19 protein-coding genes are annotated in these 23907 nt (G+C 44.6%); 3 read left to right on the top strand and 16 right to left on the bottom strand.

The annotated features are described in order from the left end of the window. Positions 1-93 precede the first annotated feature (93 nt). Complete coding sequence (locus tag C6Y39_RS17880; protein WP_105932570.1) at positions 94-1092, top strand: NADP-dependent oxidoreductase; 999 nt, start codon at positions 94-96, stop codon at positions 1090-1092. A gap of 62 nt (positions 1093-1154) precedes the next feature. On the opposite strand, the gene C6Y39_RS17875 is transcribed toward C6Y39_RS17880, so the two are convergent. The 8 genes from C6Y39_RS17875 to glmU form a co-directional block, all read right to left on the bottom strand. Next, positions 1155-2219: a GGDEF domain-containing protein gene (locus C6Y39_RS17875; protein ID WP_105932569.1), complete on the bottom strand. Its 1065-nt coding sequence runs from the start codon at positions 2217-2219 to the stop codon at positions 1155-1157. 95 nt (positions 2220-2314) lie between these two features. Further along, complete coding sequence (locus C6Y39_RS17870; protein WP_105932568.1) at positions 2315-4240, bottom strand: ATP-binding protein; 1926 nt, start codon at positions 4238-4240, stop codon at positions 2315-2317. Between the two features lie 19 nt (positions 4241-4259). Next, positions 4260-5282: an ABC transporter substrate-binding protein gene (locus C6Y39_RS17865; RefSeq protein ID WP_105932567.1), complete on the bottom strand. Its 1023-nt coding sequence runs from the start codon at positions 5280-5282 to the stop codon at positions 4260-4262. 119 nt (positions 5283-5401) lie between these two features. Continuing rightward, positions 5402-6388: an LLM class flavin-dependent oxidoreductase gene (locus C6Y39_RS17860; RefSeq protein WP_105932566.1), complete on the bottom strand. Its 987-nt coding sequence runs from the start codon at positions 6386-6388 to the stop codon at positions 5402-5404. A 292-nt stretch (positions 6389-6680) separates the two neighbouring features. Next, the gene (gene glmS / locus C6Y39_RS17855) at positions 6681-8513 is read right to left on the bottom strand and encodes a glutamine--fructose-6-phosphate transaminase (isomerizing) (RefSeq protein ID WP_105932565.1); all 1833 of its coding nucleotides are present in this window, start codon (positions 8511-8513) and stop codon (positions 6681-6683) included. 2 nt (positions 8514-8515) lie between these two features. Continuing rightward, positions 8516-9328: a DeoR/GlpR family DNA-binding transcription regulator gene (locus C6Y39_RS17850; RefSeq protein ID WP_105932564.1), complete on the bottom strand. Its 813-nt coding sequence runs from the start codon at positions 9326-9328 to the stop codon at positions 8516-8518. A 200-nt stretch (positions 9329-9528) separates the two neighbouring features. Further along, positions 9529-10569 carry a Gfo/Idh/MocA family oxidoreductase gene (locus tag C6Y39_RS17845; protein ID WP_105932563.1) on the bottom strand — a complete coding sequence of 347 codons (1041 nt, stop codon included), beginning with the start codon at positions 10567-10569 and terminating at the stop codon, positions 9529-9531. Between the two features lie 234 nt (positions 10570-10803). Further along, positions 10804-12162: a bifunctional UDP-N-acetylglucosamine diphosphorylase/glucosamine-1-phosphate N-acetyltransferase GlmU gene (glmU, locus tag C6Y39_RS17840; RefSeq protein ID WP_105932562.1), complete on the bottom strand. Its 1359-nt coding sequence runs from the start codon at positions 12160-12162 to the stop codon at positions 10804-10806. 230 nt (positions 12163-12392) lie between these two features. Between glmU and C6Y39_RS17835 the strand changes: the two genes are divergently transcribed. Next, positions 12393-13814 carry a sensor domain-containing diguanylate cyclase gene (locus tag C6Y39_RS17835; protein WP_105932561.1) on the top strand — a complete coding sequence of 474 codons (1422 nt, stop codon included), beginning with the start codon at positions 12393-12395 and terminating at the stop codon, positions 13812-13814. A gap of 1 nt (position 13815) precedes the next feature. Here C6Y39_RS17835 and C6Y39_RS17830 read toward each other — a convergent pair whose 3' ends face one another. Genes C6Y39_RS17830 through C6Y39_RS17820 form a run of 3 tightly spaced genes read right to left on the bottom strand, consistent with a single transcriptional unit; the run spans position 13816 to position 16649 of the window. Further along, a complete protein-coding gene (locus C6Y39_RS17830; protein ID WP_105932560.1) occupies positions 13816-14700 on the bottom strand; it encodes a DMT family transporter in 885 nt (294 codons plus the stop codon). 18 nt (positions 14701-14718) lie between these two features. Further along, on the bottom strand, positions 14719-15210 hold the full coding sequence (locus tag C6Y39_RS17825; protein ID WP_105932559.1) for a methylated-DNA--[protein]-cysteine S-methyltransferase: 492 nt from the start codon (positions 15208-15210) through the stop codon (positions 14719-14721). Then, a complete protein-coding gene (locus tag C6Y39_RS17820) occupies positions 15207-16649 on the bottom strand; it encodes a DNA-3-methyladenine glycosylase 2 family protein (RefSeq protein WP_105932558.1) in 1443 nt (480 codons plus the stop codon). Before C6Y39_RS17820 ends, C6Y39_RS17825 begins: the two co-directional genes overlap by 4 nt. A 215-nt stretch (positions 16650-16864) precedes the next feature. Between C6Y39_RS17820 and C6Y39_RS17815 the strand changes: the two genes are divergently transcribed. Further along, the gene (locus tag C6Y39_RS17815) at positions 16865-18013 is read left to right on the top strand and encodes a serine hydrolase domain-containing protein (protein ID WP_105932557.1); all 1149 of its coding nucleotides are present in this window, start codon (positions 16865-16867) and stop codon (positions 18011-18013) included. 70 nt (positions 18014-18083) lie between these two features. Here C6Y39_RS17815 and speA read toward each other — a convergent pair whose 3' ends face one another. From speA to C6Y39_RS17790, 5 genes are all read right to left on the bottom strand, one after another. Then, on the bottom strand, positions 18084-19994 hold the full coding sequence (gene speA, locus C6Y39_RS17810) for a biosynthetic arginine decarboxylase (protein ID WP_105932556.1): 1911 nt from the start codon (positions 19992-19994) through the stop codon (positions 18084-18086). A 156-nt stretch (positions 19995-20150) separates the two neighbouring features. Next, on the bottom strand, positions 20151-20576 hold the full coding sequence (locus C6Y39_RS17805) for an arginine decarboxylase (protein ID WP_105932555.1): 426 nt from the start codon (positions 20574-20576) through the stop codon (positions 20151-20153). A 189-nt stretch (positions 20577-20765) separates the two neighbouring features. After that, a complete protein-coding gene (locus tag C6Y39_RS17800) occupies positions 20766-22154 on the bottom strand; it encodes an NAD(P)(+) transhydrogenase (Re/Si-specific) subunit beta (RefSeq protein WP_105932554.1) in 1389 nt (462 codons plus the stop codon). Positions 22155-22165: 11 nt separating this feature from the next. Further along, the gene (locus tag C6Y39_RS17795; RefSeq protein ID WP_014951245.1) at positions 22166-22447 is read right to left on the bottom strand and encodes an NAD(P) transhydrogenase subunit alpha part 2; all 282 of its coding nucleotides are present in this window, start codon (positions 22445-22447) and stop codon (positions 22166-22168) included. Between the two features lie 2 nt (positions 22448-22449). Next, positions 22450-23607: an NAD(P) transhydrogenase subunit alpha gene (locus C6Y39_RS17790; protein ID WP_105932553.1), complete on the bottom strand. Its 1158-nt coding sequence runs from the start codon at positions 23605-23607 to the stop codon at positions 22450-22452. Between the last annotated feature and the right edge of the window lie 300 nt (positions 23608-23907).

Here is a 23907-nt window from a genome sequence, read left to right as displayed (position 1 = left end):
TTTACTAAGTAAGTGATAGCGCCAACAAACTGGTGCGGTGTAACTTAATATGCCAAGAAGGCAGACACTTTTTAATTGTTACTGGAGGATACAATGTCAACGTACAAAGCAATAACGCTGGTTCAACGTCCCAACGATCGGAAGATTGGCCCTCACCTTTTTGAAACCAAAGAGTTAGACGTTCCTTCTGTGAAGGACGGGCTAATTCTGATAAAGCAAACGCACATGTCGTTAGACCCCGCAATGCTTGGTTGGATGAGCGAAGACAGAGAAAGCTATATTCCTCCAGTAGAACTTGGCGATGTAATGCGTTCGAGCGGTGTGGGTGAAGTTGTAGAGTCAAAAAACCCTGATTTCTCTGTTGGCGATAAAGTTATGGGTATGACAGGCTGGAGCGAGTATGTACTCAGTGACGGTTCTGGATTCAATAAGCTACAGGATGGTGTGACTGAAGAAATGGCGCTATGTGTGTTTGCATTGCCGGGTTTAACTGCCACCACAGGGCTTTATAATTTTGGCGAGCCTAAAGAAGGCGAAACACTTATAGTTACAGGTGCAGCAGGCTCGGTTGGTTCGATGGTAGGGCAGCTTGCAAAAGCTGACGGCTTACGTGTTATAGGTGTAGTCGGTAGTGATGAAAAAGCGGACTGGATTGTAAATGAGTTAGGCTTTGACGGCGCGATTAACTACAAAAAAGATGATCTGGAAGAAAAGCTAGCCGAACTGACCCCTGATAAAATTGATGTTTTCTTTGAAAACACGGGCGGCCCTATTCAACATCACATCTTTAACAGAATGAACGCTCATGGCCGTATTGTTGTGTGCGGCATGATTGCTGATTATCAGTCCGAAGAACCTTCACCGGGTCCGAACTGGATCCCATTAATTAAAAAACGTATCAATATCCGCGGGTTTGCTATGCCTGATCACTGGGGTGAAATTCCTCAGCTATTACAAAAGCTCACGCCTTACGTACAGCAAGGTAAAATTAAGTACCGCGCACATACGATAGAAGGTTTAGAAAATGCTGAGAAAGGCTTAAACATGCTTTTCGAAGGTAAAAATACCGGCAAAATGATTGTAAAGCTTTAGTAAGCACGGGCAATAGAATTGGAGGGCGTGGCGCACGTCGTTTCGCCCCTTTTTCTGTAATATTAGGCCTCTGTTAATACGAACTGGGCTTTACCTCTTTCCTTAGCGTCATAAAGCGCTTTATCCGCTTTATCGATAAGCCAGTCGATGGAGCAATTATTAACAGACTTCGCAAACACCACACCAATCGAACAACTTACAAACGGGTGCTTAGCATCTTGTGCGTGTTGCAACGCTGCTTCTTCCCATTCATTTAAAAGCGCCTGACAGTGCTTCGCCACTTGGTCTTTTTTGATATCGCTTAGCACGATAATAAACTCTTCGCCGCCATATCGCCCCAGTATATCGGTATCCCGCTTAAATACCTGCTTCATGATGCGCGCCTGTATTTTTATTGCTTCATCACCCTGCTGATGGCCAAAAGCATCGTTGTACTTTTTGAAATCGTCTAAGTCGAGCATCAATACTGCCATTGAAACCTTGTGCCGTTTACTTAATGCCAACAGTTTTTCGCTTTGCTCTCTTAAAGCACGTCGATTCAGTAAGTCAGAGAGCGGGTCGTATTTACTTAGCTTAAGCAATCTATCGTTCGTTTGTTTCAGCATTTGCACACTTCGGTCTAAACGGTAGCGAGCATATACAGAAATAAATAGCGACCCTGACACGAATGCTGCAGAAATTGGCACTCTATCGCCGTAAACAGGCGCTACCCACATTAGGCCAAGGAAACCCAGGATATTAACCAGGTTAACGGTTATCGCCAGTTTAAAGGGAATACCGAGCGCAAAAACACAAAAGAAGGCATATAAGATAGTCCCCTCGTAGGGAAAAATAAAATCATGCTCAGTCCAACATACCCAAATGAGCCAATAATTGCTGTATGAAAGAGCGACAAGCAATGTTGCAAAGACAATAGCCCTATATTGGATAAACTTGCGCCAATAGGATATCGCTATGACTGTAAGTATGATTGGAAATTGGATAAGTAAGCGGTCAAAAATGTACAATTGATACATGGAGCTTGGCAATAGCAACAAGTCAGCGGCCATGAAGACGAGCACGAGTACAGCGCCGATTATGAGCGCAATTCGCAAACGCCTCAATTCACTTGGTTTATTAAAACGCACACGCCATCCTATGCATCAAGATTGAATGTAGACCTAAGCGCTCTATTCATTAAGCGTTCATTCACTTATGAAATCTACAAAGACACTCAGTAACTCTACTTATTATCAGTGACATCTTGCTTAAGCGCCAGTTTTACCAAGCTTTCTTGTAACGCTTCAACAGTAACAGGTTTAGTTACAATGTCGTCCATTCCTGCCGCCTTAAATACTATATGACGCTCTTTGAACGCTTCTGCAGTCAAACCTATCACCGGCGTTTGGCCTAAGTCGCCATTTAATTTGCGAATGCGCTTTGTGGCTTCTATTCCATCCATTACTGGCATGTGAACATCCATAAAGACTACGTCAATGCCACCTTCTTCAACCCGTGCAGCCGCTTTCAGCCCATTGTCAACGTGCTCTACTATACAATTGAGTTGCTCTAGAAGCGCTTGTGCTACTACTGCATTAATCGCGTTATCTTCTGCCAGTAATACTTTCAATCCCGATGGTAAGCTTGCATCACGAGCCTTTTTTACCAAGACTGAATCTGTTGATGACTCAACTTTTAAGCGAGACTGTACGTTGGCTGTAACGGTAAAACACGAGCCTTCGCCTACCTTGCTTACGACTTTGATGTCTCCACCTAGTAGCTGAGCGAGCTGTCTTGCTATGGCAAGCCCAAGACCTGTCCCCCCGTATTCTCGGGTAATCGATGAATCAGATTGTGTGAACTTATCAAAAATGTGTTCTAACCTATCTGGCTCGATGCCAATACCACTATCTTTTACCGCAATAACCAAACGGTTCGCACCCACAGTTTCCGTTGACGGCTGTTTAAGCTTTGCGGTAATCCTCACCGTACCTTTATGTGTGAACTTGATGGCATTGCTTACAAGATTAATAATAATTTGACGAAGCTTGGTGATATCACTCGTAACCGCCACAGACTCAAGGTTCTTACTTGTATATACCAAACGGGTATTATTACTGCTGGCATTAGTCCCAAGTAATGTGATCAGTTCGTTAAGCATAACGTTGAGGTCAAACTCAGTAACGTCCACTTCCGACATGCCAGACTCAATTTTAGACAAATCCAGTACATCGTTTATGACCGTTGCGAGAATAGACGCTGAAGACTTCAAATCACTTGCATATTGATGTTGCTTCTCTGAAAGCGGCGTTTCTAACAGCAATGCTGCTAACCCTTGAATGCCGTTTAGTGGAGTACGAATTTCGTGACTCATCACAGCAAGAAAATCGGTTTTTGCTCTATTCGCCTGCTGCGCTTGAGCGACATACTGCTCTATTTCACCAGACATTGCCTCAACATCCCGTGCAAGGCCTCCGAGTTCATCGTTTTGCTGTAAATCGATGGTGACTTTTTTATGATCTACCGCGATTCGGCTAGCGGCCGATTTAATTTTTTCAATGGGCGACACAACTAAAATCTGGGTTACGCGCCCCATAAGGAGGCTTACAGTGACAACGGCAAACAGCGTAACGAGAACGGTGAGCCAGGCTATAGTAAACAAAGAAGACTGCAAAGGTTCAGCTGGCTGTAAAACCGTCACCTTCCAGTTCCACGGATTGAACTCTGAACACGCAAAAAGTACATCCATGTCATTAACGTTAGACTCACCAAACGCCACGGTGCGATTGGCAATGGTGGCCATGCTGGCGCCCTCGACATTTAGCAATACAGGGGCCTTCATCGTGCTAAAAACAAGGGTTTCGGTACTTCTATCACTTATCGCAAAGTGTCGGTTGGTTGCCTGCTGTAAGGACTTAAGTTCTTCAAATACCTCTTTTTGATAGGCATCCCTGAACACAGGCACGTTTTCAAGACCTGACTCAATAAGTAATTCACGTCGTTCGTTTATGATTTCCATAACGTTCAATGTGAGTGTTTGAGTAAGAAGCTGATACTCTCGTTCACGAACGGAATCATAGGCTGTTAAGTAAGCCCAGTAGCCTGTCACTGCCATTCCAATTAGCAATATTGGAATGTATATCATCAATAGTTTCGTTTTAATCCGCATATTAACTTTTTATTTGACCCTACTGATAGACGTGTTTTTTTGCGAGTTTGAGGTAATTTGAAGGGATCGGTAGCTGTAGTTTTATTGCTGTAGAAACATTTACTGCCACCGTATACGTATCCATTTTTCCAACAGGCATATCTTTCGCCGAACTGTTCTCAAGTATCAACTTAGCTTTTCTTGCCGCTGATTTCCCAATACTAACTGGCTCGGATACCACTCCAATGAGCGCCCCCTCTTTGACGGATGAAATACTCTCTGCAAATAAAGGAAATAAACCTGTTTTTTCTTTTACTTTAGCCACCAGCCCATTTGCTTCAGCGAGCGGCCCTGAAGATAGCCAATAACCGTCTAACTTGTCTTCGTTTTGTTGCAGTTTTTCAACAATATTATCGGTCATCGCCACGAGCCCTTCATCGCCCTCTAAATAAGGGGTGCTGACAGCAACCAAATTAATCTGCTTATAGTTTCCGTTAAGCGCAAGCAGTTGATTTACCAAGTTGCTTGAAGATGGATACATTGAGTGAATTAGCCCAATGGTTAAAGGCTTATTTTGATCAGAGGCTCTAAGCACCCCTTCCAGCATATCCAGTTTCACTTTTGCGTCGAGTACGTGTGACTCACCCGTTATATTGCGATCGCTGCTTGCGCCGATAACCGGCACAATACCTTCTTCAACTGGTGAAGAAACCGCCATAAAGAGTTTTGGAACTTCAAGAAATTCGCTAGACGCATTAAGCGCCCGGGTAGCGAGCGTAGCGACAGACACCATTAAATCGGGGGTAGGCTCTTTAGCTAAATCGGCGAGTATTGCCTTGGCGCGAAGCTCGGAGCCCTCTGCGTCGTAGGCCGTCACGTTAATGTCATGGTTGGGCATAATACGGGCCAACTCTTTTTCAAACGCAATGCGTGACTCGGTTACAATAGGAACGGGCAAAGTCTCAATTATAACAACGTTATACACTTCTTTTGCCAGCACTAAGCCAGTGCTCAGCGACAATGAAAAAAAAGCATATAAAGTGAAAGCTATGATCCTTGTCATTCTCTACGACCTGCTATAACTACCCGAGAAATTAATACTAAAGTAGTATCATAAGGTTATTCGACAGCAATGCATAGAAGAAGTTATAGCCAATTATTCTGAACTGGTGATATCACGTCCTAGCCAGCTAACTCCGCAAAAGTCTTAACGCTAAGCAATCGAGCATTTATGTCGTAAATAGGCATAGACACGATAATTTCATCAATTTGTGTCGCTTCTATAAACTTGTTGAGCTTTGTTTTTACCGTTTCCTTTGAGCCTACTAACGCATATCTCAATACACTTGATAGCATAGCTTCATCCGTCGCCGTGCAATACTCGTTGAAGTTATGCATAGGCTTGGCAAACGGCTTGTTAAGGCCACGTCGCATGTTCATAAATTGCTGTTTTACCGACGTGAATAGCCATTCCGCCTCCTCGTCAGTTTCAGCAATCACCACCATTACACCTGCCATGGCCTTTGGTGCTGATAATTGGGACGAAGGTTTAAACATGTTGCGATACACGTGGAGGGCATCAAATAAGGCATCGGGCGCAAAGTGGGAAGCAAATGAATAAGGCAGCCCCATTTTTGCCGCCACCTGTGCACTGTATAGGCTTGAGCCAAGTAACCATAAAGGCACGTGGGTATTCGCTCCAGGCACTGCAACAATTGGCTGCCCTTCTTCCGGGGTACCAAGGTAATGCTGAAGTTCCCGAATATCTTCTGGATAGCTATCTACATCGCTCTGTAGGTTACGACGAAGCGCTCGTGCAGTTGCCATATCAGTACCTGGTGCGCGACCTAGTCCAAGCTCTATCCGATTGGGAAATAATTCAGCCAAGGTGCCAAATTGTTCAGCAATGACCAAAGGCGAATGGTTAGGCAGCATAATGCCACCGGCACCCACTTTGATAGTAGAGGTAGCATTAGCAATATGCGTTAACACTACCGAGGTCGCTGAACTGGCTACACCTTGCATACCGTGGTGCTCGGCTAACCACACTCGTTCATAACCACTACGCTCAGCTTCCTTAGCCATCAGCGTTGAGTTATTTAATGCGTCTTTTACGCCAAAACCTTCTGAAATAGGCGCTAAATCTAGCAGTGAGTACGGAATAGCCATGGTGCCTCGCTAACGTGTTAAATCTTTAGAAGAGTTACATATGAACCCAGCGGCTGATTTACAACCATTTACATAAGTGAAGTAAGCTGAATTGGGAAGCGATTGCGACGAAAGGATAAAAAGCTAAGCTAAAAGGACGTATACAAACTTAAGCATGAAAAGCAAAAAGGCCTGATTTCGACATATTATCGATATCAAGCCTTTTCAATCATTTGCATATGAGCCCAGCTATAAAAAATTAAATTAAGAGTTGAAGGCTCACGCTTTTTTTAGAAAGTGCTCAAACTTAGCGCTATTCCACTGTAACTGACTTTGCCAAGTTTCTAGGCTGGTCAACGTCGGTGCCCTTAATTAACGCCACATAGTAGCTCAATAGCTGTAGCGGCAAGGTATAAATGATAGGTGCAATAGCCGCTTCGCAGTGCGGTACGTCAATAACGCGCATGGTTTCATCCCCTGCAAACGCCGCATCTTTGTCAGCAAATACATACATGATACCGCCACGTGCGCGCACTTCTTCAACGTTCGATTTAAGTTTTTCAAGCAATTCGTTATTCGGCGCCACAACAATAACTGGCATTTCGTCGTCAATTAGCGCAAGAGGGCCGTGCTTCAATTCACCTGAGGCATAGGCTTCAGCGTGAATGTAAGAAATCTCTTTAAGTTTTAGCGCGCCTTCCATAGCAATGGGATATTGGTCGCCACGACCTAAGAACAAGCTGTGGTTTTTGTCTGCAAACTCTTCCGCTAAATCTTCGATACCGCCTGTAATAGCTAGGGTCTCTTCAAGTTTGGCAGGCAAACTGTGAAGTGCAGAAACAATGGCCTTGCAGTCGGACTCGGTCATGCCGTTTTCTTTGCCCAATGCAAGGGTTAGCATAAGGAAAGCAGCAAGCTGTGTAGTAAAGGCTTTAGTAGATGCCACGCCTATTTCTGCGCCCGCGCGAGTCATAAATGCTAGGTCAGATTCGCGTACTAATGACGAGCCCTGAACATTACATATGGTCAAACTAGACATATAGCCCAACTCTTTCGCTAAGCGAAGTGCGGCTAATGTATCGGCTGTCTCGCCTGATTGAGAAATAGTAATAAGTAGGCTGTTTGGGTGCACTACCGATTTGCGGTAACGAAACTCTGATGCAATTTCTACGTTACACGACACATTGGCGTACTGCTCTAACCAATAGCGCGCCGTCATACCTGCGTGGTAGCTAGTCCCGCAGGCAATGATTTGAACGTGTTTAACCTTTTTAAATATTTCGTCAGCACCTTTTCCAAATACATCAGAGGTAAGTCCGTTTTCATCAATACGGTCTTTTAATGCGTTGCGCACAACCGTTGGCTGCTCGTGAATTTCCTTAAGCATGTAATGGCGGTAACCCGCCTTGTCACCCGCGTCGTGCTCGATGTTCGATTCAATGATTTCGCGCTCAACGGCGTTGCCGCCTTTATCGAATATTTTAACGTCTCTACGCGTAATCTCAGCTACATCACCTTCTTCCAAAAAGATAAAACGGCGTGTTACCGGCAATAATGCCATTTGGTCCGAAGCAATAAAGTTTTCGCCAAGACCTAAACCAATTACAAGCGGGCTTCCAGAACGTGCAACCACTACGCGGCTAGGGTCTTCTTTATCCATAATAACTGTGCCGTAAGCACCGTGGAATGTCTTAACCGCACTTTGTACTGCGTCTAAGAGTGTACTTCCCGATTTAAGCTCTTCATGCACCGTATGCGCAATAGTTTCAGTGTCGGTGTCGCTGGTGAAGGTGTAGCCTTTTTCTTTTAGTTGTGCTTTTAAACTTACGTAGTTTTCAATAATGCCGTTGTGAACCACGGCCACGCGCTCGGCAGAGAAGTGTGGGTGAGCGTTTGCTTCAGTTACACCACCATGGGTCGCCCAACGGGTGTGTGCAATACCGGTTGTTCCCAAAGCTTCGCCTGCTGCTACCGCATCAGCAAGCTCTTGCACTTTGCCTGTACGGCGAATACGCGTCAGCGTACCATCGTTTTGAAGCAGCGCCACACCGGCTGAATCATAGCCGCGATACTCGAGTCTTTTTAAACCCTCTAAAAGAATTTCTACCACGTTACGTTCAGCAACTGCGCCAACAATTCCACACATAATTATTCTCCACTCGGCGCTGCAATAAGCACGGTCACGCCCTGATTTTCAATATTAAGTTTGTCTTCATCACTAATGCCTTCATCGGTGATCAAAACAGAAATGTTTTTCCAGCTCAGCTCTAGATTAGGCATTTTATGGGTTAGTTTTTTTGAGCTGGCTAATACCACCACCTTACTGGCCGCCGCGGCCATCGCGCGAGTAACACCTATTAGCTCGTTAAAAGTGGTAGTGCCTCTGTCTACATCTATGCCCGCAGCGCCAATAAACGCAATATCAAAACTATAGGCGCTAACTAACTGTTCAGCCATGGCTCCCTGAAAAGACTGAGACTGTGCATCCCAGGTTCCACCTACCATTAGGACAGTAGGTTCATTCTCGCACTGGGTAAGAAAATTGGCAGTAGACAGGGTATTGGTCATCACCACTAAGTCATCGATATTTGATAAATGGGACAACACTGTTGCGGTTGTAGAGCCGCAATCTATAACTAACTTGTTGCCTGGTTTCACCAAGCTTACTGCGAGTTGGCCTATAGCATTGATTGCTGGACTAGCAGTTGAATTAGTGAAAGGATCATTGGCGATAAGTTGAGATGATCCAGCATTTGAGTTCGTAATGGATGGCACAGGCACTGCGCCACCAAACTGTCGAATCAGTAAACCTTGCTGCGAAAGAGCCGCGAGATCTTTTCGAATGGTCACTTCAGACGTAGCAAAACGCACGGCCAAATCTTCAACTTGTGATTGGCCATGTTCTGTTACCCACGCCACTATCTGCTGGCGGCGCTGTTCGACTGATTTACTGCTTTTCAATACAACCCCGATGCTTGTGCGGGCTACTTATTTAGCCTTCCTGTTAGCGTTGCCCTAATTGTGCAAAAGCTAAGGAAAAGGTTTGCAAAATAGTCCACAAAGAGCTTTCTATTCTCAACTCATAACTTTCAAAACGAAAGATTAAAATTTTAAAGTGAAAGAATCGTAAGTTAAATTGAAATATTGGTCAAGGTAATTGTTTAATTAAACGTCAGCGATGCCTTTTGGGCACTCGCTTTTATGGCTAGCTCAATGACTTTGATAACAGGTACTACCGTACTCGCGTCTGCGGGTGAGAACTTACCGTCTTCAATAGCGTGAGCAAGGCGATTGAAAAACGTCAGGTATTCGCCTTTAAGTGTTGTAACCGTCTCTTCAATTAGCTGGCCGCTTTCATTGGCAACAACTAGCACGCCATGCTCGTTATCTTTTGTAATCGCCCAGTGTTTATCGTCAAAGGATAGCTCTGCACGCAATTGGTCTTCTTGCGGATCTAAATAGAATTTTCGAAAGCTGCCTTTTGTACCTTGCAAATCGTAACGCAGTGTTGCCCCCGCCTGGAAAGCTGAGCTACCTAGCTTCACAACTTTGTCACTGTAATGAAGCGTTACATCGAATGTATCATCTGATTGCCCGTTTTCGCGCAATGTCTGTATGCTTGCCGACACTTCTTTCGGCTCGCCAAAAAGCTGCAGAGCTTGGTCGATTAAGTGGGGGCCCAAATCCCAGAAAATACCGCTGCCAGGCCCCGAATTTTCACGCCACCTGTTGCGTGGAATAGGGCGAAAACGATCAAAACGACTTTCAAGACGTTTAATTTCACCAAGACGTCCATCATCAATTAGCTTTTTAATAGTAAGAAAGTCACCATCAAAGCGCCTGTTATGATACACACACAGCTGTTTATTCTGCGTGTTAGCAAGGTCAACCAAGGCTTCAGCTTCTTCACTATTTAATGTGAAGGGTTTTTCTACCAACACATGACAACTGTGCACTAACGCCACCCTCGCTTGCTGGCCATGAAGATGATTAGGTGTGGTAATGATCACTAAATCAACATCGTGAATTTTTAATGCTTCTTCTAACGAACTGTAGACTTCTGCGTGGGGCAACACTGCTTGAACCGCATCCGGCTTTGATGAAATAACCACATCGATAGAAAACTGTGGCAGATAATTGAGAAAGGGTAGATGAAAGGTGGTTGCAGAAAATCCAAAGCCAACCAGTAAAGTAGATATCATTGCAGCTCCATGTGAGATTTTAAGGTAAGTGAATACACACTATAAAAAAGATAGAGTGATACATCAGCCAGAGGTTCACTATTTCTCATCACCGCACTTGTGAAAACTAGAGGGAACGATAGTTTTGACTGAATTGCGGGCTAAACCAGTTTGCTTTTAAATAACACTGCTGGGGAAATGGGCTAACAGAATGTTTTGTACTTCTGTTAAGCCCATTAAAAAGCGAGGGGGCTTTTATTTTTTCGTCGGACGCGGCCAGTTCGGAATATTGCGCTGTTTACCACGTGCAACAGCCAAAGCGTCTTCGTCTACCGTTGAGGTGATGACCGACCCCGCCCCCACTGTTGCTCCTTTGCCAATGTTTACAGGTGCTACGAGTGACGAGTTCGAGCCGATGAAAGCATTTTCACCGATCACTGTCTTTGATTTGTTCACGCCATCATAGTTACAGGTGATGGTACCTGCACCGATATTAGCTTTAGCACCTACTTCGGCATCGCCCAAATAGGTCAGGTGGTTAGCTTTTGCGCCTTCACCTAATACCGCTTTTTTCATTTCAACAAAGTTGCCCACTTTGGCATTTTTTTGCATAACGGCGCCTGGTCGTAGTCTGGCGTATGGCCCTACTGTGCACCCCTCTCCAACGTCCGCTTCTTCAACTATAGAATTTGGCTCTATAACAGCGTTATCGGCGATAGTGCAGTTGCGTAGAATACAATTAGCGCCAATGATGACGTTGTTGCCAAGGGTTACCTTACCTTCAACAATAACGTTCACGTCTATAACAACATCGTTGCCGTTATCTAACTGCCCGCGCAAATCAAAACGAGCAGGATCTAAGAGTGTTACACCATTAGTCATTAATTCGTCAGCTTGGCGACGTTGAAGTGCGCGTTCCAGGTTTGCCAACTGTAACCGGTTGTTCACACCTTCCACTTCAACTGCAGATTGAGGCTGAGCAGACTGGATACGCTTGCCTTCTGATGCTGCCATTGCAATTACGTCGGTGAGGTAGTACTCGCCTTGCGCGTTATCATTGCTTAACTTACCCAACCAGCGCTTAAGATCAGCGCCAGACATCATCATCATGCCGGTGTTTATTTCTTTGATTTCACGCTGAGCATCAGTGGCGTCTTTGTGCTCGACTATCGCGGTAATATTGTCATTTTCGCGAATAATGCGGCCCATGCCTGTGGGATCATCTAAGTTCACGGTGAGCAGCGCTAAATCGCAGTTTTCTTTTACAGCCTTCAACGCACTCAGGGTTTCTTCCCGAATTAGTGGTGCATCTCCCACAAGAATCAATACATCTTCATTGTCTTTGATATGCGGCGCCGCTTGCTGCACTGCATGGCCTGTTCCTAACTGCTCGGCCTGCAAGCACCAGTTCAGATTCTCCTCAACGACCGTTGCCTTTAGCTGGTCGCCTCCATGACCGTATACTAAATGAATGTTATCAGCGCCGAGCGACTTAACCGTATTAATAATGCGCTGTACCATAGGTACGCCGCCTACCTTGTGTAAAACCTTAGGTAACGAAGACTTCATGCGAGTACCTTTACCCGCCGCTAAAACAACCACTGAGAAAGCCATATAATTCTTTATTTCGCAAAGAGAATGAAAACGGCGCTTAGTGTAGCTAAGCTAAAATAAGAAGTCAGCGACTGATTAAGAAAATAACTTTACAGGCACCATAGGATTGCACTCAGGTGCTTCGTTATTTAGTCTAAACTTACGGTGAGCCACCTAGTAGTTCATAATTGCAACGGGTATACTCACACTCTTAGGTAAGGTTCAGTCAGGCAAGGGAGCATGCGCAGTCTGTGAACACATTTCGTACACTACATAGAAGTATTTTGGTGTTATTTGCGGTAGTGGTTATCGCAATAGTAACACTTGTCCATTTCAGTATTTCAAAAATTGTTGCCGAGCAAAGCCGCGCGCAACAGCAGTCGTTGTCGCCTGCAATTTCATTAATTGTAGAGCAATTGCTGAAACCTCTGCACATATCAGACGCCCTTGGTCACTCTACCGAATTGGTAGAGCTTATGAATGGGGAAACCATTGATAGAGACGCAGTGTTTAAAACATTAGACCGCCTGGAAAATGAATTTGGTTTATCGTTTTTTATCGCTACGGAAGCAGATAGAAAGCAGTACAATTCAGACGGTAGCATTATCAATCTTATTGAAGGTGAAGTTAGCTGGTATTTTAAATATCGCGACTACCCTGCTGATGCAGTGGCCGACATAGGAAAGTGGGAAGACACTCACTTTTACATCGATATAAAAATTCACGATGAAGATGGCAGATTCTTAGGCTTTTTCGGCGTGGGGAAAAGTTTACGTAGCTTTATTGAAATATTCGATACTTACAAGCAAGAGTATGGCTATGACTTTTTGTTCGTTGACGGTCAGGGAGACATTATGTTGTCATCCGACCCTAGCCTAATCGCCTCCTATTCAGACTTTACTAATTTATCTGAATTACCTTGGTATGCGAGCCTTCCTCTTGTTATTCAAAATGAACAAGCCTTAAATAATAAGCTCGTCACTATCGACCAAAAAGATTTCCTTATTGCAGAGGTAAAACTCAACCAGTTTGGGTGGACCGTATTTCTATTAAGTCCACTTGAAGATCGCCAGGCAGAAATTTCTCAAGCCTTTATTTTCAGTGTAGTTACCTTATTGGTTGTTGTATTTTCATTATTCTTGCTGATTTACAACTTGCTCTATTACTTTAGAAAAGACATGCAGCCAGATCTGGTAGTCCGCAACAACAATCGCCTGCCAGAAAAAGACAACTTACAGCTTATCTATAAAACCCTGTTAGCTGAGCACAAGTCATTGAGCGTAATGCTGATCAGCGTTGATGAATTTTCAGATATTATTGATGCGCATGGACGCAGCGTAGGCGATGATATTCTCGACAAGATAGTTTCTTACTTGGCAGAACATTTAAGAGAACAGGATATATTAGGCAGGTGGAGCAGCGCTGAGTTTCTTATTTTACTGCCGCAAACAGGTCCTCATGTGGCGTTTGATATAGCTCAAAACCTTCGCCACGGCATAGCAACACTGCCACCACTGCAAGAATTACCTGAACTCGTGATAACTGCGTCTATCGGCCTTTCCTTTACCGCGTCACCCCGGGCTATGCACGAGGTCACGGCTCATGCCGAAGACGCGCTGTATCAGGCAAAACGCGACGGAAGCAATTTAGTAAGAATGCAACTCATCGACTAGCTCACGCAGGCTTAACTTTAAGGCGTTTTCGTTTGAGGACGCCTGTTGTTAATGCGACGCCAAATAAAATCATTAAACCGCCCACAATGGTCTGCAAAGACAGATGTTCTTGTAAAAAAAGTACGCCCCAGATAATGCCAAATAGCGGTACTAAGTAAGCCACCGTAATGGCTTTGGCTGGGCCAATGTCGGCAATAAGTTTAAAGTATAAAATATAGGCAATGCCTGTTCCACCAACCGCCAATGCTACGGCATTCATCCACGCATTAGCGCTTGGCATAGCTTCAGGTAGGGTAGCTAGTGCAAAAGGCGCGAGCATTACGCTGGCCATGGCCTGACTTCCCGTTGCCACCACTAAAGGTTTTACCCCTTGCAGCCATTTTTTCATCATACAAGCCGCAATACCGTATCCTGTGGTAGCGAGGAGTGCGGTAAGAATAGGTAGAAAGCTGACTTCTCCCTCGCCTAGCTTTTGCTGGCTGATCACAGTAACACCAATAAACCCCACAAAAAGGCCAGCTATTGCTGATTTATTCAGTTTGTCACCAAGCCAAAGCCACGCCACAATTGCGCCAAACATAGGCGCTGTAGCATTCAATATAGCGTTTACGCCAGCCTCTAAATGAAGGCTGCTGTAATTGAATAACACGAAGGGAACGGCGGTATTTGCCATCCCCACAAGCGCTATGGCAAACCAGTGGTGCTTAATCTCTCGAACCGAACCCCGTATCAATAGTAAAGGTAATAACACCGCTGTTGCTAGTAGGGTACGTATTGCCACCAACACATAAATGCCAAACTCTGGCGCTGCAACGCGCATAAAAATAAATGAGCCGCCCCAAATCCCAGCTAATACTAAAAGCGAGATAATGTCTCTTACTGCCATTCTTTTATCACCATTCTCTTATGACCAGAGCACCCCTTGGGCCCCTTCTAAATTCAATAAGTATTGCTTTCGCGGTAGGCCACCTGCGTAGCCGGTTAGGGTTTTGTTGCTACCAATTATACGATGGCAAGGCACTATAATCGCAATAGGATTGCGACCATTTGCCATACCAACGGCACGCACCGCTTTCGGATTACCTATGGCATTCGCAATATCTAGATAACTGGCTGTTTCCCCATAAGGTACTGACTGTAGCGCCTTCCACACTGAATGCTGAAAACGGGTTCCGTCAGGAGCCAGAGGCAAGTCAAACTCACGTAACCTCTTTTCAAAATAAGCGTTAAGTTGCTTACATGCCTCTTTCGTTATGGCGTTACTATTCTCTTCGGTGCCGCACGCCACATCTTCGTCTTTATGTGGCGCTACAAATTGAACGTCGGTTATCCCCGAGTTGTTGGCATCTACTCTAATCAGCCCTTCGGGACTGCTTACAAAACTTGTAAATATCATAATTGTAATTCTTTTTGCTGGTTACTTAGTTGCCACAATTGAAGGGTTAAATAACTGCGCCATGGCGCCGCTTTATCCGGTTCTATTGGATACTGAGCTGCCATTTTACGTACGATCAGATCACCATTGAGATAAATATCAGGGTTTCGCTCACCCCGCATTTTTAAATAATCGAGAGTCCATTGCCCAACGCCCTTGATTGCTAGTATCGCTTCGTGGCTTGGGTTATTGCCGTCTAAAAATAAACCTGCGAAGTGGCGCACCGCTTCTTTTCTCGCTTTCGGCATGCGTAAAAATTCAAGGCTATTAGTTGCCACTGCTTCTGGTGTGGGAAAGCAATAGCTTTTTTGCCTGTTCATGTTTTGATCTATCGAGAACACGTTATCAGGTGCTTTGCTGCCGAGTTTATGGCAGAGCAACGTCACTTGCCCAATGGCGGCTTTAACACTGACCTGCTGCCCTACTATAGCGCGACAGCCACTTTCAAACACGCTCCAGGCGCTAGGTAAACGCAAACCTTCTGTTAATAAGTGATCAGGCAAACCGGCTTGCAAAAGGCTTTCCTCAATGAGTAATGGGTCGGCATGTAGGTCTAACACCATCTTTATATTGTCGATTATTCTATAAAGACAGTTCAAATCCGACATGTCGATTTGAACCTCAAAGCCATGTCGCGCTGAGATATGCTCGGCTTTGAAGGCACCGATTTTCCCGTTTTCAGGAAAATATCGCGCATAGCTATTTTCAGTTACCTTCTCTACTCCCTCCACTGCTCGGGCAGCTAAAAACCCTCTGACATAGGGCCAGTTATAAGGAGGCCGATAAGAAAGAAACAACGTTATATTTTTTTGTGTAGTCACTCTCTTTTTTCTCAATTGCGTTGGTGAAGTATTACAGTATTGCTCTACTGAACGCTGTAATTGTCTAAGCGATTGAAAGCCTGCTGTCACTGCCACGTCAGTCATAGACAGTTGAGTTTGCTGTATTAGCTGCTTTGCAAACAAAGCGCGCTGCATATTCTGAAACTGTTTAGGAGAGATACCGATAGCACTAACCACAAGTTTGTTGAGATAGCGCTCACTAATGCCAAGGCGGGAAGCTATTTCAGCCACAGGTTGAATTGGTATTGATGACAACAGCGACAACGAACGAGTTATCGTGGCTCCTACCCCTTTCCAAGCGGGCGAATTTAGCGCGCTATCTGGCCTGCAACGAAAGCAAGGGCGATATCCTTCTTTCATCGCCTGCGTGGCATATTGATAGTAGGTGACGTTCTCTTCAAGGGGTAAACGTGCGGGGCAGATAGGTCTGCAAAAAATGCCGGTTGTTTTTACTGCAACAAAAAAGCGGCCATCAAAGCGAGGATCGCGACTAAGCCTGGCTTTCGAAAAAACACTTTCGCCTAACAGGGGTTTTATTGGAGCAGCACTGTCTGCCATAAACTTGCCACGTGTTGTTACAGGTTAGTGAATGCAGATAAGTGTATCGTCAATTAACAGCTTAAGTGCGACAAAATCAGAACTCAATAAAAACGAAATATTGACCACCAATAGCGACATTTGATCATTAGAGCGGCTAAACGCATAATAACACGACAATAATAATGAGCGCCTGATGGATTTCGTTTTAGACCGCAGGCATAACGAGTGACTGTATGCTGAACTCTCTGCGCTTCTTGATGCTGCGCCTATCTCAATGCTGGTTAGTAGCTATGCTACTGGTTACTTCACAAAATGTAACCGCTGACTGGCTGGACGATTACGCTAGCTTTGTGCAAAAAGAAGCCGCCAAATACAATGTGCCAGGTTATGCTTTTGTTTTTTATGAGCAGGGTAAAGCCCCGCGTGTTTATGTATATGGGAAGACTCAAAAGAAAGGAGGCGAGAAGGTAACACAAGATACCGTATTTCGTTTAGCCTCTGTCTCAAAGACGTTTACGGCATTACTTTCGGCAAAGCTTGTTGAAAAAAAGCAGCTAAGCTGGGAGACGCCCATCTCCACATTGCTACCGGATATTCCTTTCAAAGGAAAAGGCATGGGGGCACTACAACTACAGCATATCGTTGGTCAGTCTAGTGGCTTCATGCCAAACGCTTACGATAACCTTATAGAAGCAGACTACTCACTAGAGCGGGTTCTCAAGTCATTAGGTGAACTTGAACCTCTATGCAAACCAGGTGAATGCTATACTTATCAAAACGCCCTATTTGGTGCACTAGAGTATTACTTTAGCAACAACAACACCTCCTATTCTCGTCAACTTCAAGCCAACTTGTTTGCGCCGCTAGGGATGAAAACCGCAAGCGTAGGGAAAGGTGGGTTACTGGCCTCAGACTCTTGGGCTCATCCTCATATCGCCATTGCTAGAAATAAATGGCGTGAAGGTAAAGTGGAAAGCAACTATTACCGGTTTTCTCCGGCGGCAGGCGTCAATGCCAGCATTTCAGACATGACCATATATTTGCAGGCATTGCTTGGAGAGTTCCCTACCGTTATTTCTGAAGAGATGATCGACTATGTCACCACCGAACGAGTTAAGACAAAAAGGGAAACCTACAGACGAGGCTGGCGAGGGATGATTGATGATGCTCACTATGGATTGGGCTGGCGTGTTTATGACTTAAATGGCGTGAAGCTCAATTACCATGGTGGCTGGGTAAAGGGTTACCGCGCCGACGTAGCATTTTCACCTGAACACAAAGTCGGTTACGTAATGCTAATGAATGCAGAGTCTAATATGATTAACTCAACCACTGCTGAGCTATGGAAACGCTATTTGAAAAAAGCCGACACAGATAAGTAATATCGGTATCGGCTCAATAAGTCTGTTAACCATTTACGCATTAACAGACCAAGCTTTATTCTCGCTACGATTACTGCTTAAGGTAAGTGTAACCAGCTAAACAATTTTCGTAGAAGTCAGTCCATCGTACCCCTTCACGAGGGTTCAACTTTCCATCCCACACTTGCTTGTCGATTAAGCGTTTTACGTCTGACGCCATTGCTCGCGGGTTGTACTGCATGATGTTCAATACATCTTCTACCGACGAGCCTTTCACTACTTCTTCTATATAAAAGTCTTCTGGGTCGTCATCATAGCTGTAAATATGCACTTCGTTTAAACGACCGAATAAGTTGTGCATATCACCCATTACGTCTTGATACGCACCTGTCAAGAAAAGCCCCACATAGTATGGTTCGTCTTTTTTGAGTGGATGCATAGGCAGCACGTCAGTAATTTCGCGACCAATGGTGAACTGGTCAATTTTGCCGTCACTGTCACAGGTAATATCCACCAAAGAGCAGTTAATCGTTGGCTCTTCATTCATGCGCGTTAGCGGCACTACAGGTAGAAGCTGGTCGATAGCCCATGTATCCGCGGCCGACTGAAACACAGAGAAGTTACACAAATACTGAGACGACAGGCTGTAGTCTAGTTCTTGTAGTTCTTCTGGCACGTATTCTTCGTTGCGATACCACTGCTGTAACCGACCCATAATTTGCCAGTAAAGGGTTTCGATTTTACCCAGCTCTTCAAGTGACAGCACGCGAAGCTTGAACGCATCGAGCGCTTGCTCTTTATACTGAGACGCGTCGTTGTAAATTTCATGCATGTTCGTTTGTTCATCAAACGTATCAGCCAGTTCACGCATGTTTTTCAGGAAAAAGTGCTCACCCTCTGTCGCAGACGTATCCATGTGAGACGCATTAGATTTAATCTCACCCACAATCTCAGTAATAACACAGCTATGATGCGCAGTGATGGCCCGACCGCTCTCACTCACAAGGTGTGGATGTGGTACGCCTTCTAAATCACACATTTCTTTCATACCGTAGACCACATCTGCTACATATTCTTGCATGCTGTAGTTACGGGAAGACTCGTTAGTAGAGTTACTGCCGTCGTAGTCGATACCTAAACCACCACCAACATCAACATAATCTAACTCGAAGCCCATTTTGTGAAGGTCGGCGTAAATTCGTGCACCTTCGGTTACCGCTTCTTTTACCGCGCGAATGTCGGTCAACTGGCTGCCGATATGGAAGTGAAGTAACTTCAGGCAGTGCGCCATGCCTTGCTCTTCAAGATAGCGGGCTGCGTTGATGATCTCAGTAATTGTTAATCCAAATTTCGCACGTTCGCCACCAGAACTTTCCCATTTACCACGACCTTTCACCGTCATTTTAGAGCGCACGCCAATAATAGGGTCGATTTCTAGCTCTTTAGCTATTTTTACCAATAAAAGAAGCTCTGTGTACTTCTCTACAACCACGACAACACGGCGGCCAAGCTTTCTGCCTAATAGCGCAAGACGCATTACTTCATCGTCTTTATAGCCATTTAAAATAGTCAGCGACTCTTCATTTGTGTTCATAGCAAGCACGGTAAGCAGCTCGGCTTTTGAACCCGCTTCTAAACCGTAGTTAAAAGGTTTACCGGCATCGACGATTTCTTCAACGACTTCACGCATTTGGTTAACTTTAACCGGGTATACGCCTTGATATTGGCCCTGGTATTCAGCTTCTTCGATAGAACTTCTAAATGCTTTATTTAAGCCTGCAACTTGCGAACGCAATATATCGTGGAAACGAACAACGACTGGAAATTGAACGCCTTCTTTACGGATATCTTCAATCACCGAATTAAAGTCGATTTGAATGCTAGGATCTTCAGGAACAGGGGTTATATGGACGTTACCGTTTTTACCAATTTGAAAGTAGCCACCACCCCATTTAGACACGCCATAGACGCGCTCTGCTTCTTCGATGCTCCAATCTGACAATTTATTCACCTGTTTGTAAGTGGGCTAGGCTAATACCTAGCAGAGAAAGTGCGAAAATAGGCTGCGTATTATAGACAACACAGAACTGAACGCGATAGTAGTTGCGACGTAAAATATCTATTGTCGCGACTAATTTTGTTAATCGAACATTCGCGTTTAAACGCCTATCCATGTTCGAATATACTCAATAGCCATGTCATCAGCTTTATCCTCACAATGGGTGATAAAATCCGAGACGTTGTGAGTACGTATAAGTGTAAACCCCAGTTTAGTCGAAGACGAATTAAAAAACTTTTGAGCGATATGCTCTGCGTCTGTTTCTTCATTCTCTAACCACAGCTCACTTAGCTGGTTCCGCCTGTCTAGGGTTATGGATGATTTAATTTGATTAAAATTATCTGATTTAGGAATTTGCCAGCCGCGCATGTCTACAAATAAATGAAAAGGCTTACCTTGCCGCGCTTTTAAGCTTTCGGAGAGTTTGCCTAGATATTGAATATTGGTAGACATCGTCCACTTGCCGCGAAGGGTTACCAACATACAATTTCTGAACAGCTCTATGTGAAAGGGCGCTATATGCATCTATTCGTAAATCTCTTTGACTCTGTTAATGATTTTGGTAGTTCTAAAATAATATATTAGAGATGAAAGGTGTGGATCTCAAATAAAGACGGGCTCTTACAGTTAAATTTAATACTCTTTTCAAAAAGAAAAGACCTGTGTTTAAACAGGCCTTTTAAATCCGCTTACTAGTGTTGTAAAAACTTAGTTCTAGTCGTCGCCAAACTCTCGAATAATACTATTAATGGTGTCTTTTGCGTCACCTAGTACCATACGCGTATTGTCTTTGAAGAATAGGGGGTTATCTACACCTGCAAAACCAGCATTTGCAGAGCGCTTAAGCACAAAGACTGTTTTCGCACGATAAGCCTCAATAACCGGCATACCGTAGATAGGGCTACCTTTCATCTCTTTGGCCGCAGGATTAACGACGTCATTGGCGCCAATAACAATAACCACATCATAGTTTTCCATACGAGGGTTAACATCATCCATTTCGTACAATTGGTCGTATGGGACATCAGCTTCTGCCAGCAGCACGTTCATGTGCCCCGGCATGCGCCCCGCCACTGCGTGGATAGCATAATCAACCGTACAGCCGTTTTCTTCTAGCAGTGACTGAAGTTCTCTTACTGCATGCTGTGCTTGCGCAACCGCCATACCGTAACCGGGCACCACCAGGACTGCTTGCGCTGCTTCTAATACATAAAATGCATCTTGCGCTGACAGTATTTTGATTTCGCCCTCTATTTTTTCACCCGCTTCTACCGGCTTCGCAAAGCCAGACAAAAGCACGTTCATCAGTGAGCGGTTCATGGCCTTACACATAATGTTGGTAAGTATAAGCCCTGAAGCGCCAACCAATAAGCCAGTTACAATCAGTATAGTATTGCCAGTGGCAAGCCCTGCAGCAGACGCTGCTACACCTGAATAACTGTTTAGTAGTGCGATAACCACCGGCATGTCTGCGCCACCGATTGAAATAGTAGCCCACAAGCCAAAGCTTAAAGACAACGCTATTGCACAGTATATCCAAAGTGGATTGCTTGGGTCAGTGGTAAAGAAGTAGCCAATGACCACCATCCCAATTATGTGCAAAATGCTAAGCTCGCGAAGCCCTGTGAAAATAACCGCTTTCGAGCTCATTTTTCCTGACAGTTTACCCCAGGCAACAACCGAGCCTGAAAACGTAATACCGCCTACTAAAATAGTGAAAAACAGTGTTATAAAAGTAAATGCACTTTCTGTTTTAAGGGTAATTAGGCTCATACCGGCTAATGTTGCCCACCCCAAAAGCAAAGATGCTGCACCACCAAAACCGTTAAACAACGACACCATCTCTGGCATTGCTGTCATTTCAACGGTTTTGGCCTTCCATGCGCCAAACGCACCGCCGATAACAAAACCCAAAAGGATGTAGTGATAGCTAATAATCTGCTGATCAAGCAGAGTTACCACTACGGCTATCAGCATACCGATAGCTGATATAAAGTTACCTTTTTTCGCCGTATCTGGATGACTAAGTAGTTTGAGTCCAAGAATAAATAGTGCTGCTGCTACTACGTACGCAAGGTTTATTACGGTTACGATATCACTCACTTGCGTACTCCTTATTTATCTTTTTTCTTGAACATACCGAGCATACGGTCGGTAACGAGATAACCGCCAACGACATTAATACTTGCCAGCGCGACCGCAGCAGTACCTAAAATGGTGGTCAGTAAATTGTTATCGCTACCCGAAGCAACCAACGCTCCCACTAGCGTAATGCCCGATATCGCATTGGAACCAGACATCAAGGGCGTGTGTAACGTGGCAGGTACTTTTCGAATTAATTCAAAGCCTAAAAAAGCCGCCAACAATACGATGAAAAGTAAGTAGATGATTTCCATAATTAGGCTCCCTTGTATGCGTTGTTAAGCATCTCGTTGATAATCTTTCCATCGTGAGTAATCACACAGCCGGCAAGAATGTCGTCTTCTAAGTTCAAACCAAAGCTTTTGGTTTCATCATCAAAGAATTCATCAACCAAATTATAGATATTGTTGGCATACATATCGGTTGCAGCTCTGGCAACAAACTGACTCCAGTTGCCGTTACCAATAACGGTCACACCACTAATTTCAACGGTTTCGCCAGCCACAGAGCCCTCTACGTTTCCGCCCGATGTTGCAGCCATATCAACTACCACACTGCCTGGCTTCATGAGTGCTAGCGTGTCTTTCGAAATAAGTACCGGTGGTTTGCGACCAAATAGCTGTGCCGTAGTAATAACGATGTCAGAGTCGGCTATAGCGTCGCGCTGTGCTTCTTGCTGCTTCGCTTTTTGCTCGTCGGTAAGTTCTTTCGCGTAACCATCTTTAGTTTGACCGGTTTCGCCAATATCAATTTTTAAAAATTTCCCACCCAGCGACTCTACCTGCTCGGCAACAACCGCTCGGGTGTCGTAAGCAAGCACGTTTGCCCCTAAGCGCTTCGCGGTTGCAATAGCTTGTAAACCCGCTACGCCTGCGCCAATGATAAATACCTTCGCTGGTTTTATTGTTCCAGAGGGCGTCATCATCATAGGTAATATTGATGGCAGCTTGTTCGCAGCCTGCATAACCATGACATAGCCAGCAAGACTTGCTTGTGAACTTAGGGCATCCATTTTCTGAGCACGTGAAGAACGGGGGATCATTTCTACAGAAATGGCGGTTAACCCTCTCTCGGCAATAGATTCAATTAGCGGTTGCTGAAAGAAAGGGTCAAGATGGCCAACCACAACGGCCCCTTTTTTCATCAACGCCAGCTGTGCATCCGAGGGTTTATTAACCGAAACTACCATATCTGCGGTTGATAATGCTTCATTCACATCATCGATGACAGTTACACCTACATCTTCATATTCTTTATCTGAATACCCTGAGTGTAAGCCCGCCCCTGCTTCAAGTAGCAAGTTCGCACCTTTCTTTACCAGTCGCTGTGCACTACTTGGTGTAGCTGCACATCGCTTCTCCACATTATCTAGCGGATCTGGCGCTTTTGACTCATTTAAAATTATGATTTCCACACGCTTCTCCTTACATTCCGGCTATTCGAGAATGACACTTTTTGAACAGTATCAAGCCATTTTATTCACTTATGCCTAGCATTCCCTAGCGAAATTCAAAATAGAGATATCAATCTCTGTAGTGATTTCGATTTGAATAACACCTTTCCCCCGCTCAATTTTCAAGCAAAACTGCGGCAAAGCTACGCTATCAGGGCATACATCACTAGTATCTTTTGCTTACGAGTCATAACTAATATTTATATAGAGATGGCATAGGGAAGATAAATGGAGTAGATAAATTTGCATTCATTTTATGAA

Source organism: Alteromonas gracilis (assembly GCF_002993325.1).
In the GTDB taxonomy this organism is placed as follows: Bacteria; Pseudomonadota; Gammaproteobacteria; order Enterobacterales; family Alteromonadaceae; genus Alteromonas; species Alteromonas gracilis.
This window is presented reverse-complemented; position numbering and strand designations above follow the sequence as displayed.